The 12,944-nt window shown below is 37.2% G+C and carries 14 protein-coding genes; 13 read left to right on the top strand and 1 reads right to left on the bottom strand.

Annotated features, from left to right (window positions below; translation table 11 throughout):
* Positions 1–46 precede the first annotated feature (46 nt).
* The 13 genes from RCG23_RS02905 to RCG23_RS02850 all read left to right on the top strand — a co-directional run bounded on the left by RCG23_RS02905 (position 47) and on the right by RCG23_RS02850 (position 11,351).
* Complete coding sequence (locus RCG23_RS02905; protein ID WP_308178517.1) at positions 47–652, top strand: YesL family protein; 606 nt, start codon at positions 47–49, stop codon at positions 650–652.
* Positions 653–824: 172 nt separating this feature from the next.
* Positions 825–2,027, top strand: a complete 1,203-nt coding sequence (locus tag RCG23_RS02900; RefSeq protein WP_308178516.1) for a glycoside hydrolase family 30 protein — start codon at positions 825–827, stop codon at positions 2,025–2,027.
* A 13-nt stretch (positions 2,028–2,040) separates the two neighbouring features.
* Entirely contained in the window at positions 2,041–3,078 is a 1,038-nt protein-coding gene (locus tag RCG23_RS02895; protein ID WP_308178515.1) for a glycoside hydrolase family 30 protein, read from the top strand.
* Between the two features lie 157 nt (positions 3,079–3,235).
* Positions 3,236–3,376, top strand: a complete 141-nt coding sequence (locus tag RCG23_RS25820) for a glycoside hydrolase family 30 beta sandwich domain-containing protein (protein ID WP_374049802.1) — start codon at positions 3,236–3,238, stop codon at positions 3,374–3,376.
* Positions 3,377–3,707: 331 nt separating this feature from the next.
* Positions 3,708–4,574 (top strand): ROK family protein, encoded by an 867-nt coding sequence (locus RCG23_RS02890; protein ID WP_308178514.1) that lies wholly within the window; start codon positions 3,708–3,710, stop codon positions 4,572–4,574.
* A gap of 326 nt (positions 4,575–4,900) precedes the next feature.
* Positions 4,901–5,119, top strand: a complete 219-nt coding sequence (locus tag RCG23_RS02885) for a cupin domain-containing protein (protein ID WP_308178513.1) — start codon at positions 4,901–4,903, stop codon at positions 5,117–5,119.
* Between the two features lie 113 nt (positions 5,120–5,232).
* Complete coding sequence (locus tag RCG23_RS02880; protein ID WP_308178512.1) at positions 5,233–6,246, top strand: Gfo/Idh/MocA family protein; 1,014 nt, start codon at positions 5,233–5,235, stop codon at positions 6,244–6,246.
* A gap of 41 nt (positions 6,247–6,287) precedes the next feature.
* Positions 6,288–6,998 (top strand): glycoside hydrolase, encoded by a 711-nt coding sequence (locus tag RCG23_RS02875; RefSeq protein WP_308178511.1) that lies wholly within the window; start codon positions 6,288–6,290, stop codon positions 6,996–6,998.
* Entirely contained in the window at positions 6,941–7,624 is a 684-nt protein-coding gene (locus RCG23_RS02870; RefSeq protein ID WP_308178510.1) for a glycoside hydrolase family 30 beta sandwich domain-containing protein, read from the top strand. The genes RCG23_RS02875 and RCG23_RS02870 overlap by 58 nt, the downstream gene beginning before the upstream one ends.
* Positions 7,624–8,349, top strand: coding sequence for an HAD family hydrolase (locus tag RCG23_RS02865; protein ID WP_308178509.1), 726 nt, complete (start codon positions 7,624–7,626; stop codon positions 8,347–8,349). Before RCG23_RS02870 ends, RCG23_RS02865 begins: the two co-directional genes overlap by 1 nt.
* Positions 8,350–8,461: 112 nt before the next feature.
* Positions 8,462–9,349: a hypothetical protein gene (locus RCG23_RS02860; protein ID WP_308178508.1), complete on the top strand. Its 888-nt coding sequence runs from the start codon at positions 8,462–8,464 to the stop codon at positions 9,347–9,349.
* Between the two features lie 46 nt (positions 9,350–9,395).
* Complete coding sequence (locus tag RCG23_RS02855; protein WP_308178507.1) at positions 9,396–10,571, top strand: hypothetical protein; 1,176 nt, start codon at positions 9,396–9,398, stop codon at positions 10,569–10,571.
* A 60-nt stretch (positions 10,572–10,631) separates the two neighbouring features.
* A complete protein-coding gene (locus RCG23_RS02850; protein WP_308178506.1) occupies positions 10,632–11,351 on the top strand; it encodes a glycoside hydrolase family 16 protein in 720 nt (239 codons plus the stop codon).
* 182 nt (positions 11,352–11,533) lie between these two features.
* On the opposite strand, the gene RCG23_RS02845 is transcribed toward RCG23_RS02850, so the two are convergent.
* Positions 11,534–12,937, bottom strand: coding sequence for a family 4 glycosyl hydrolase (locus RCG23_RS02845; RefSeq protein WP_308178505.1), 1,404 nt, complete (start codon positions 12,935–12,937; stop codon positions 11,534–11,536).
* Between the last annotated feature and the right edge of the window lie 7 nt (positions 12,938–12,944).

Here is a 12,944-nt window from a genome sequence, read left to right as displayed (position 1 = left end):
CTCATCATCCGAAATAAATGCTTGTTGAAAGCGAGGAAAGAAAGTCATGCAGAAAGTTTTTGGTGTTGAAGGCAGGCTGTTTTCAGCGTTAACAAAAATCTTTGACCTATTGATTTTAAATATTGTTTTTCTAATTGGCTGCTTGCCCATTGTCACCATTGGGGCATCCTTGACAGCTCTTTATTCCGTAACATTGAAAATGGTACGAGATGAAGAATCCAATGTAGCCAAAGCTTTTTGGAACAGCTATAAAAAGAATCTAAAGCAAAGCTCAATCATTTGGTTAGCTGTCTTGTTTGTATTAGCTAGTTTACTATTTTTAGCTGCAAATATAAGTAAACATTATTCTGTAGTTCTTTACCCGCTGCTATTACTTGTCACAGTATCTTTATTAACGTTGTTGTATGTTTTTCCTTTGTTAGCTAAGTTTGAAAATTCTTGTTTTCACACGATCAAAAATGCATTTTTGATTAGCCTTCACACAGTAGCATATTCAATTTTGTTATTTATCATTACGGTTCTCTTTGTGGCCGTCATTCCGATTTATTTTCCAAAATTACTGTTTATTTGGTTGTTTTTAGGATTTTCTTCATCAGCTTTTGTGAAATCATTCCTTTTTGAAAAAATATTTAATAACTATATTGGAAAGTAGTTCAATAACCTACTAAATTCACGAGGAGATATGTTATGCAGGATCTTATTATTTATACATCAAATGGAGAACAAGAATTATTTGTCCAAAAAAGGCCAAGCAAGTAGAAGCAAGTCATTCAACAACTGATAGTATCGTCGTAACACTTGATGAAACGCAAACCTTTCAAGAAATGGATGGTTTCGGTGCTTCTTTTACAGATTCTTCAGCCTACTTGATTCATCAAGTTTTGGAAAAGGAACAAAGAACCGACCTGATGGAAAAACTATTTCATCCGGAAAAGGGAATAGGTTTATCAGTTTTACGAAACCCAATGGGTGCATCGGATTTTGCCCGTGAAATGTATAGTTACAACGATATTCCAGAGGGGGAAACGGATTTTCAGCTGGAACAATTTACTGTAGCTCATGATATGGAAGATATTATTCCTTTATCAAAGGAGGCATTAGCACTCAATCCTGACATCAAACTGATGGCCTCTCCATGGAGCGCTCCAGCATGGATGAAAACAAGCGGGTCAATGATTGGCGGCGAACTTAAAGAGGAATGTTACGAAGTTTATGCGAATTATTTCACCAAATATATTCTCGCCTATACAGAACAAGGTCTTCCTATTTATGCTATCACACCGCAAAATGAAGCACTTTTTGTCCCAGGACACTATCCGGGTATGCTCATGCTGCCAGAATGGCAATCTGATTTTATTAAGAATTATTTAAAACCTAATTTCTTAAAGCATAAGCTGGACACGAAAATTTTATGCTATGACCATAACTGGGATCGTCCGGATTATCCATTGTCTGTTTTCGATGATGCCGGCGATGCAGTCGATGGAGTTGCATGGCATTGGTATGGTGGGAAGCCAGTAGCTCAACATCAAGTACATATGGCTTATCCGGATAAAGAGGTTCATTTTACAGAAGGATCAGGTGGGGAATGGATTCCAGCCTTTGAACCAGCCTTTTCTAATGTGTTAAGAACAGGTATTGAAATTTTAAGAAATGATTCAAAATCCTTTGTACTATGGAATATGGCATTAGATGAAGAAAATGGACCTGTTGTGCCTGGTTTCGGGCGCAGTACCTGCCGGGGAGTCGTTACGGTAGATCAGCAAACGAAGGATTTAACCTACACATTAGATTATTATGCATTAGCACATTTTAGTAAATTTGTACGTCCGAAGGCAAGACGTATTGCTTCTTCCAGTGATAAAGTAATTCGTTCAGTCGCTTTTAAAAATACGGATGGTTCAATCGTGACCATTTTATTTAACGATAGTGAGGAAATGAAGACGGTTCAATTACAACAACAAGGAAATGAGATATTACATTGCCATTTGGCAGCAAAAAGCGCTATGACCATCCTGAAAAAATAAGGAGTAAATAGGTATGAATATAAAGCTGGTTACGACGACCTATCAAGAAGATAACAAAAATACTTTTGAAAGCAGTAAAGCTTTTTCCGTTGATCGAGGAGTCGAAATGAAAGTGGTTAACATTTATCCCGAAATGGAATACCAAACGTTTGATGGGTTTGGTGGAGCGATAACAGAAGCTGCAGGTTATACTTTTTCCCTGATGAGTGAAGAGAAACAAAAAAGAATACTAGATGCTTATTTTGGAAGTAATGGAAATCGCTATAATCTTATTCGAACTCACATCGATAGCTGTGATTTTTCCGTCGGGCAATATGCTGCATTAGAGGATCCAGAAGATACAGGTTTTAACTCGTTTAGCCTGGAGAGAGATGAAAAGTATATCATTCCTCTTTTAAAGGAAGCCCAGCAAATGGCAGGGAAAACATTAAGTGTCATGTTGTCTCCCTGGTCACCTCCTGCTTTTATGAAAACAAATGGTCAAAGAACGGAAGGCGGATCACTGAAACCGGAATATAGACAATTTTGGGCAGAGTATATTTGCCATTACATAAAGCAATATCGTAACAAAGGATTTGCCGTTGATATGATCACCATTCAAAATGAACCGAATGCAACCCAAACATGGGATTCCTGCTTGTATTCAAGTGAACAGGAAAAAGAATTTTTGCGTGATTATTTATATCCTTCCCTTATGGCAAATGGATTAGAAGATCTTGAAGTCTGCATATGGGATCACAATAAAGAAAGAATGTTTGAACGTGCCTGTGAAATTATTGATAAAGACACAGATAAAATGGTACAAGGGATTGCCTTCCATTGGTATACCGGTGAGCATTTTGATGCAATCAAGCTGGTTCGTGAAAAATTTCCAGATAAGAAACTGATCTTTACTGAGGGTTGTGTAGAATATAGCCGCTTTAGTGAAGCAGGGCAGTTAGCGAACGCGCAAATGTACGCTTATGACATTATCGGGAATATCAATGCGGGTATGAACTCTTTTATTGATTGGAACATCCTTCTTAATAAAGAAGGCAGCCGAACCATGTAAACAATTTTTGTGATGCTCCCATTATGTGTGACACAGAAAATGATGTTGTACAAGAAAAGCTTTCTTATACGTATATTGGCCATTTTAGCCGTTATATTGAGCCGGGGCCAAACGAATTGCGTCAACAAAATATACGGATAAATTAGATGTAGTTAGTTTGAAAAACCCGGATGGTTCCATTGTTATTGTTCTAATGAACCGTTCAAATGAAGAGGTACCGGTCGCACTACGCATAAAAGGACAAGTGACAGAGTTTTTGGTACCTGCAGGTTCTATTGTTACTGGTGTTATAGAATGAGGTACCGATTTTTCTAGCTGGTGTTTTGCACCACATGCGTGAAATTCGTTAATAGAGGAGACTATTAGCCAACAAAGAAGTGAAGAGTAGGATAAAATTCATACTTTTCACTTCTTTTCTATTTTATTTAAATTTTTGGGTTAAATAAACTGGATTATATAAAGTTGTTTTTTGAATTGACTTATAACCAAATAGATAGATATAATACAAAGAAAGTAGTTATTTAACAAAATTAATTAATTAAGTTTTCATATATGAACATATTGATTTCTTTTTAGACCAGGCAGCAGCAAAATATTTAGATAAATGAATATTATGAGGAGTTCACATTATGGGAGATAAGGTAATTGGAGTTGATATTGGTGGTACAAATATTAGAGTAGGCCTTATTAATAGTGACTTTCATTTACTTAGAAAAGAAAGCGCTTTATCATCTGATTTTAAAAATCCAATTGAATTCTTTGAACAAATAAGAATGATGATTGACAGAATTGATGTGAATAGGGAAGCAACTAAAATTGGTATGGCACTTCCTGTACCTTGGAAGGACGGAATGGAAAAATTTTCAGACGCTACTAATCTTCCATTTTTAGAGAGTACAAGTGTAAATGAGATAAAGGTCTATTTTTCAGAATATGAGCTTTACTTTGAAAATGATGTCAATGTCATTGCATTACTAGAATCTGGCTTTGGTGCATCTAAAAATTACAAACATTCTATTTATATTACCGTAAGTACCGGAATTGGCAGCGGAATGGTTTTGAACAATTCTATATTTCACGGTACAAATGGCTATGCAGGCGAAATAGGAAGTATGATCATTTCCGATATAAACAAAAATCATTTTTCACTTTATAACGGTACTTTAGAATCGTTATGCAGTGGAAAATCTTTAGAAGAAGAAAGTATAAAACTTTATGGAAAAGGCGCAACAGCAAAGCTATTGTTTGAACAATATCTAAATGGTGATGTCAATGCATTCGATGTTGTCGAGGCTTGGGTTGATTATTTTTCAAGTGCCATAGCATCTCTAATGCAAACTATAGATCCTGAAGTATTCGTGCTCGGAGGGTCAGTAATCTATCATAATCAATGGTTAATTGAAAAAGTAATCGAAAGAACACAAAATAAAGTTTTCAACCAGTTAAAGGATAAAGTTAAAATAGTGATTTCTAAATTTGGCCAGACGCTGGAATGATTGGTGCAGGATTTATAGCAAGCGATTGTAAATGGAGATGACATAAAATTAAAGCCAATAACTGTTGAACTTCCAACTGCGATTATTGGAACCATTTACAGCTGCCAGCACCGCAGATAATGCCAGAAGAGTTCTAGAGAAATGTAGTTTCAGTCATTCAGGGGACAGCTGAGGCAATTGTAACAAATGATGAGGTTCTACGAGTCCTTCGCCCTATTGAAAAAAATTCGAGTCGGCAGAAAAGAATGAAGTTATTAAAGGATTTGAAGCCTAGGATATAGCAAAATTCAATTGGAAAACAAAAAAATTTAAAGGAGATTGAAGAAATGCCAGTAATTAAAGGTTATGCAGAAATCAATGAATATCCAGAGTGGAGCGAAATAAATCACTATGGAATGAACAGTTTGGAAGTTGGCGATGAGGTCGAATTACACTACCATGACGGAAACGAGTATTGGATTATCGTTTCAGGTAAAGGAGTTTGCACAACTGAAGGTGACACATACGAAGTTGGCTGGAGACTTGGTTCTTACGAAAAAAGGTGACGAACATTCTTTAGTTGTAACTGAAAAAATGACAGCTGTTTATATTTTCGGAAAAGTTGCTCCTGGTGGAACAACTGACCACTTACACAAATAATAAGGCGAGGATTTTATAAATGAGTAAATTAAAAATTGTTCAAGTTGGACTAGGCTCACACGGTACTGGAGTTGGGGTGAATGCAATTGTTTCTTCTCCAGATTTTGAATATGCAGGATTGGTTGATCCATATCAACCAGGATTGGAAGAAGCGGCTCGTCAACTAAATGTTGACAGCAGTAAATTATATAACGATCACAAGAAGGCATTCGCAGAAGCTGGTGCTGATGCAGTTTACATATCTGCGATTTCACCAGTTCACTTTGAAATATGTAAGGATGCATTAGAAAGTGGATTTCATGTTTTAATAGAAAAGCCGTTCGTGCTAGATGTTATCGAGGGGAAAGAATTGGTTGAATTAGCTGAAAAGAAAAATCTTAAGCTAATGGTAGATCAGAACTATCGATATAACTTGCATGTGCACGATCTAATTAAATTGGTTCAAGAAAAGAAACTGGGCGAATTAGAATTTGCAAACGTGCAATTCTACTACTTCCATGACGGAAAGCCCTATCAAAAAGAAATGGAAAACTACATGCTAATGGAAATGGCGATTCATCACACCGATTTAATTCGCTATGTGCTAGGTTCTAATGTAAAAACCGTTAATGGTAAAACTTGGAATGAGAAAAATAGCGGTTATAAGGGCGATCCTTGTGTGCATGCTGCTTTTGAAATGGAGATAGGTATACCAGTTTTCTATACAGGAACGCTTCTTTCAAAGGGACTTTCAACGCCTTGGGAAGGTAAATGGAGAATTCAGTGTAAAAATGGCTCGATTCACTTAGATGATCTTGGCCAAGACTATGGAGTTTACGTTGTAGATGAGCATGAAAACGTTACTAGAGTTCCACTAGAGTGGACTGACTACGCGGACGTAAAGAGGGTTTTTGCAGAGTTTGCTAGTTCTATCATAGAGGATAGAGAGCCTGCAATTTCAGGAAGAGATAATTTACAAACACTAGCAACACAACTTGCTATAAACAAATCTTCAAAAGAGAATCGCCAAGTTGCAATTTCTGAAATTCTGTAAAAATGGGCTGTAAATATTGCATATCAAGTGGAGGTTTTCATATGAAAATTAAATTAGTTACAACTACTTACAAAAATGATGTGAAAGATACTTTTGAATCAAGTCTAGATTTTGGCGCAGACAACAATACTGAAATGGCTGCGGTTAATATTTATCCTCAAATGGAGTACCAAACTTTTGATGGGTTTGGTGGAGCAATCACGGAAGCTGCAGCATTCACTTATTCACAAATGAGTGAAGAAAGCAAAAAGAAAATGGTAGAAGCCTATTTTGGGGAAAGCGGAGCTCGTTACAACATTGTTCGTACGCACATTGATAGCTGTGACTTCTCAGTAAATATGTATGAAGCAATGAGTGACCCAACGGATACGGAATTCAAGTCTTTTACACTAGAACGTGACGAGAAATACATTCTTCCGCTATTAGATGCTGCGGAAGCAACAGCTGGGAAGAGATTGAGCGTTGTCATGTCCCCGTGGTCCCCACCTGCATTTATGAAGACGAATGGGCAACGCACATTCGGAGGCTCTTTAAAACCTGAATATAGAAAGTTCTGGGCAGATTATATTTGCCACTATATTAAAGAATATCGTGCAAAAGGTTATCAAATTGATTATTTGACCATTCAAAACGAGCCAAATGCCGTCCAAACATGGGATTCTTGCACGTACACGGCCAACAAGAAAAAGAATTCTTGCGCGATTTCTTATACCCATCCATTCAAGAAAATGATATTAAATATCTTGATGTAGTGATTTGGGATCATAATAAAGAACGTGTATTTGAACGTGCTTGCGAAATTATTGATAACGAGACAGACAAAATGGTACAAGGAATTGGTTTCCATTGGTATACAGGAGATCACTTTGATGCACTCCGCCTCGTTTCTGAAAAATTCCCTGATAAAAAATTAATATTCACGGAAGGCTGTGTAGAATATAGCCGTTTCTCCCAGACTGGGCAATTAGAGAAAGCGCAAATGTATGGTAGAGATATCATCGGCAATATCAATGCTGGCATGAATTCATTTATCGATTGGAACATTTATTTGAATGCACAAGGCGGTCCTAACCATGTTAATAACTTCTGTGATGCGCCAATTATGTGTGATACAGATAAAGACGTTGTCGAAGAAAAACTTTCATTTGATTACATTAAACATTTCAGTCACTATATTGTGCCAGGGGCGAAGCGTATTGCAAGCACGAAGTATTCGCCAAAGTTAGAAATGACCACATTAAAGAATCCAGACGGCACAATCGTAACAGTTTTAATGAACATTTCTAAAGAAGACCTAGAAGTGAACATTCGCTTAAATGGTGAGGTAGTGAAAATCACAGCCCCAGCAGGTTCAATTACTACTGGGTTAATCAACTAATGGTTATTAAAGGAATTTTATTTGATAAGGATGGAACTTTGATTAGATTTAAAGAAATTTGGATTCAAATCATTTACTCAATTATTGATGATCTGTTGACACTTCGAAATGAAGTGAATAATGAAGAATTAAGGTCAAAGTTAGCTGAGTCAATTGGCTTGTATGGAGAGGAAATTGATGAAAAAGGTTTTTTAGCAAGCGGGACAACATTAGATATTGCAACTCAATTCAACCGAGTTCTTTCAAAAGAAGCGCCGGGAGTTTTCCCTCTAGTAGCAAAGATGTTGCACACGAAAACCAAAGAAAAAAAGGATTCTATATTACCTACATGTGACCTTCAAAAAGCGCTTTCAATTTTCAAGGAAAAAGAAATTGTTATGGGTGTTGCTACATCAGATGACTATGAGTCCACAAAAGTTTGTATTCAGCAAATAGGCATTGATGAATACATCGATTTCATCGGCACTGGTGACCGCTATAACAAGAAACCAGATCCAGAAGTGTTAAATGTGTTCTGTGAGCAGTTTGGAATTAAGCCTGAGGAAGTCCTAGTTGTTGGAGACACAATTTGTGATATGAAACTTTCAATTAACAGTAAAAGTGCTGGTGGTGTTGGTGTTCTTTCAGGAGTAGGTAGTAAGGAAACTCTAGGAGAGCTTGCAAAATACATTATTCCGAGTATCGAAGAGATGATTAATGAAAACGGAAAGTTTATCTGGGAATAATGAGCTTGCAAAACTTAATAGCTTTCTGGTAATTTGAAATGTTTGTAAATTTCGAAAAGTACAAAACCAAATTTTCCAGTAATATGCGATTATATTCTAAAAGGAGTATAACATGAGAGCGTCCACAATATTAGAAAATGAAGTATTACGTATCGCGGTAAGTAATGAAAACGGTAATATCGAGAGTATTCATTTCAAGGATATTAGCGAGGATTTAATCAAAGAACCACGTCTGGCTGCTAATTTTCAAATCAATTTGCAGACAGAAGAGCGGGAAGCAAATTATATCTTCGGGAAATGTCAAAAGCTGACTTCGATTGAAAAAGGCGAGAACTCGTTGAACCTTTTCTGGAAGGGACCTCTTAAGAACGAGCTTGGCGAGCATGACTTAGACGTGTCGATGGCAATCACGCTAGTCGATGACCAGATTTCTTTCCAAGTAAGTGCTGAGAACCGAACGGACAGCGATTTTTCAGAAGTATGGGCGCCTATTATTGGTGGAATCAACGGACTTGGTGAGCGTAAAGATACAAAGGCTATGATTCCGATGAACGGAGAAAGTGCTGGAGAGGATTTGTTCACGCATTTCCACGCGCCAATGGAATTAGGTCTGCCTATTCCTGAGGTGTCTTATTCGTATCCTGGAGAAATGGGTGTACAGTGGTTTGACTTTTATAATGAAAAAATAAATCGAGGCGTTTACTTCGCATGCTATGACACAGAGCCTAGATTTAAGTCCATTCGTTTTGAATTGGAGCCAGGAGCAGCTCATTTTAGAGAAGACAACTGGCCAAAGCCAGAGGACTTCGATAAGGACCTGCCAATCGGTATGAACATGAACTGGGTATTTTTTCCGTACACAAAGAAGGGAGATACGTTTGTTTCACCACCATTGGTAATTAAGTACCACGAGGGTAACTGGGAAAATGCCCCAAATTTTTATGAAAAGTGGTTTAGAGAAAACTTCAAAATAGTTAACCCTGAGATGGCAAAGAGATGAGACATCGTTTTTATGTACAATGTTCATGCTGCCTGAAGGTAATATTTTGTTTACATACAAAGATATTCCTAGATGGGTTGATTCTGCGAAGAAGTACGGTGTTAATGCCGTTCTGGCTTGTGGATGGGATTTTGGTGGACACGACAAAGGCTATCCATATTATGATATCGAACCGCGTCTTGGCACAGAGGAAGAGCTGCGTGCTGGAATCGAGTATGCACATTCAGTTGGCGTGAAATTTTTCTTCTTTGTGAACTTTCATCAGATGGACACATCAATGGATATCTACAAAGAAGAGTTCGAGGATTATCGAATTACAGATCAGTTTGGTAATCAGTATCAAATGGGTTTTGGCATGGGTACTTTTGCTGCTCGAAAAAACTGGTCTAGCCCTAAGCTAATGAGTATTAATCCATCATATAAGCCAATGCGTGATTACATTGTTGAGAAGATGAAGTGGTTAGTTGAAATAGGTGCTGATGGAGTGCATGTCGATAAAATCGGATTCTCAAATTTAACCGCAATTGATTTGAACCCGAAAATCCGCGCAATGGGTTACGCGCCAGACACATCCATTTGGAAAGGTATTTTAGAATTCTGTAAAGAGTTAGACGAAGCGTGCAAGGCAATTAATCCTGATTTCTGTTTCTCAATTGAAGGAAGCTGGGATCGGTTTCTAGAGTACACAGATGTGAACTGGATGTGGACGAACCCATGGGCTGCAGACCACACATGTACAATCAAATATACTCTTCCAGAGTGGACACCATGTTACTGCATTGATCAACCGTGTGACTATACAACGGTGAATGAAGGGATCAGAAATGGGTATCAATTGTTCATTAGTCCGATGATGATTACTGCTGGAATGGATCATCCGAAGTTCACAAAGCTTAGTGCGTATATTCAAGAAGTAGAAAAGATTAGAGCGCAAGTGAAGGACGTCATTTATTATGGACGCTTTATGAAAAAATCTGATGCTGCTGCATGGGTTTCTTCTGAAAATCATGTAAAATACAAGTGTTTTGTTAATGAGAAAACTGGCAGAAAAGGCTGCGTATTTACAAACACTGACTCACAAGCACAAGAAGCTAGTATTGACTTCTTGAGTGGTTTAGGTGAGTTTACTGTTTACACTCCTTTTGAAAATCCAACAACTGCTAAAGCAAAACAGAAGATTAATGTGCCGGCTGAAAGAATTGTCGTAGTAATCCAGAATTAACCCTATTCTAAGTATTGCTTTAAAAAAATTAAAAAAATATGCTAAGTGGAGGCAGGACTTATGAAATTGATTTTTTGTGACGAATTTGATTATGAAGGTGCACCAAATTCTGAGAAATGGGTACATGACATTGGGGGACACGGTTTTGGTAACAATGAATCTCAATATTACACAGATAGATTGAAAAATTCATTTGTAAAGGATGGAAAGTTACACATTGTTGGATTCAAAGAAGACTTTGAAGAAAATCATTACACATCTGCTAAACTTCTAACTTACGGAACATTTTCAATGAAATACGGAAGAGTTGATGTAAGTGCAAAACTTCCAAAGGGAAAAGGCAGCTGGCCGGCTATTTGGATGCTGCCAAATAGTATAATGGAAGGAAAAGATTGGCCTTTATGCGGTGAAATCGATATCATGGAGCACGTTGGTAAAGAGGAAAACATGGTTCATGTGAGCCTGCATACTGAGTCTTATAATCATGCGATTAACACACAACGCACACATTTTGAACCACTTGATAATGTAACAAGTACGTTCCATAAGTATTCGTGTGAATGGACTCCTGATTATATAAAATTCTTTTACGATGATAGAGAAGTGGCTAGCTTTAATAAACAAGATTACGAAGATACAAGCGAAACAGGTTGGCCATTCGATCAAGAATTCTTTTTGATTCTAAATGTAGCAATCGGTGGATTCTGGGGTGGCGAAATTGATGAAACTATGCTTCCTTACGAAATGGAAGTTGACTATGTGAGAGTGTATGAATTATAGCAGTAAAAAAAGTTAGTCGTAGAAATGCAATAAGCGAATTTTTTGAACTCGGAGGTTTTTTTGAAAACCACCGAGTTTTTTTAGTTAAAAGCCCGAGTAAATAGAATCTCTCGGGCTTTTTCTAAAAACATTATTTTATAAGTTACAGAACCAAAAGGAAATACCGTTTTAAAAAGTATTTTTTAATTCCATCTAAGGTCAGGTAAAACTTCTTTTTGCGCTTCAAACATTTCATTAATCATCGCTACAGCATTGTTGTAGGAAGAAACTGTAGGGTCAAGTAAAACCGCTTGTAGCAGTTTGTTTCTTGACTTTTCATTATAAGCTTCATGTAACAATTCAGTGATTGCGCCTTGTGTTGCAATCATTGCAGCAAGTGCTGTAGGAATTTTTGCTGTTTTTTGAGGATGAATACCATCTCCATCAACAATAGCAGGTATTTCAACAGCCATACCGTTAGGAAGATTTGGTGCATATCCATCATTCAAAACATTTACTGCACCAATTTTTGTCGTTTTATTGAATACGATTGCTTCAATAATTGGTACACCATATTCGCTGCTTTGAACTATATCACCAGATTCTTCTTTGTCTTTCACTGTAAAAGCACTTTCAAAAATAGCATTTGCATCTTTTTGAGCCATTTCAGTTTCCCAATCACGGTTTACGATAGAGTCAACCGTGTAAACAAGCTCAAGTGGATTGTTTTTATTTTCCCAAGGATTTTCTGTTGCCGGATCGTAAAAGAACTGCATTGCTGCACTTGCTAAGTATGCATCACTCCACGCAAAGTACTCACCAATATGATTCGCCCCTGGGTACATCCATACCCCATAAATTCTCAACATTAGTCTTGATAAAGTATCATGATCCCAATGAGCTAGTTTAGGCAATTGTTTTTCTTTTTCTTTTAGTAAAGGATACAAGTCTTTGCCTGTCTTTTTATCAACAATTTTTGTTAAGCAGGCGAAGTGGTTAAGTCCACATGCTTCTGTCTCAATGTCTTCCATTTTCATGCCTAACATGTGAGCAACCTGCCACACACCCCACCATTCGCCATGGCAAAGTCCAACAGCTTTGATTTTTGTTGATTTTAAAATAATTTCTACTAGTTTTGCCTCAGGATTTGTATAGTTTAGTAGAAGAGCATCCGGACAAACTTCTTCCATTGCATGTGCGATTTCTAGCATTGGTCCTAAATTACGCAATGTGTGGAACAAACCACCTGGACCGCCGTTTTCTCCGTAAATTTGTCTAAAACCATATTTGCGGGGAATATGAAAGTCTTGTGACCAGTAATGGTATCTGTCTTTTTCGATGGCTGTAACGACAAAATCCGCATCATGTAGTGCTTCTTTTAAATTAGTGGTTGCAGAAATTTTCGCTTGAGGATTTTTTTGGTCTCTTAATTTTTGACAGAAGCCGAAGCTCACATCAAGTGCTTCTTTTTTGATGTCCATCAAAGCAATTTCAAGAGGCAAAGTATTAATTTCTTCGCTTTGAAAAATGTCTAAAACGGTTGAAGGGCAAAAGGAAACGCTTCCAGCACCAATTATGGCGATTTTTAATTTTTCATATTTTTTCATAATTGCC

The organism is Neobacillus sp. PS3-34, assembly GCF_030915465.1.
In the GTDB taxonomy this organism is placed as follows: domain Bacteria; phylum Bacillota; class Bacilli; order Bacillales; family Cytobacillaceae; genus Neobacillus_A.
This window is presented reverse-complemented; position numbering and strand designations above follow the sequence as displayed.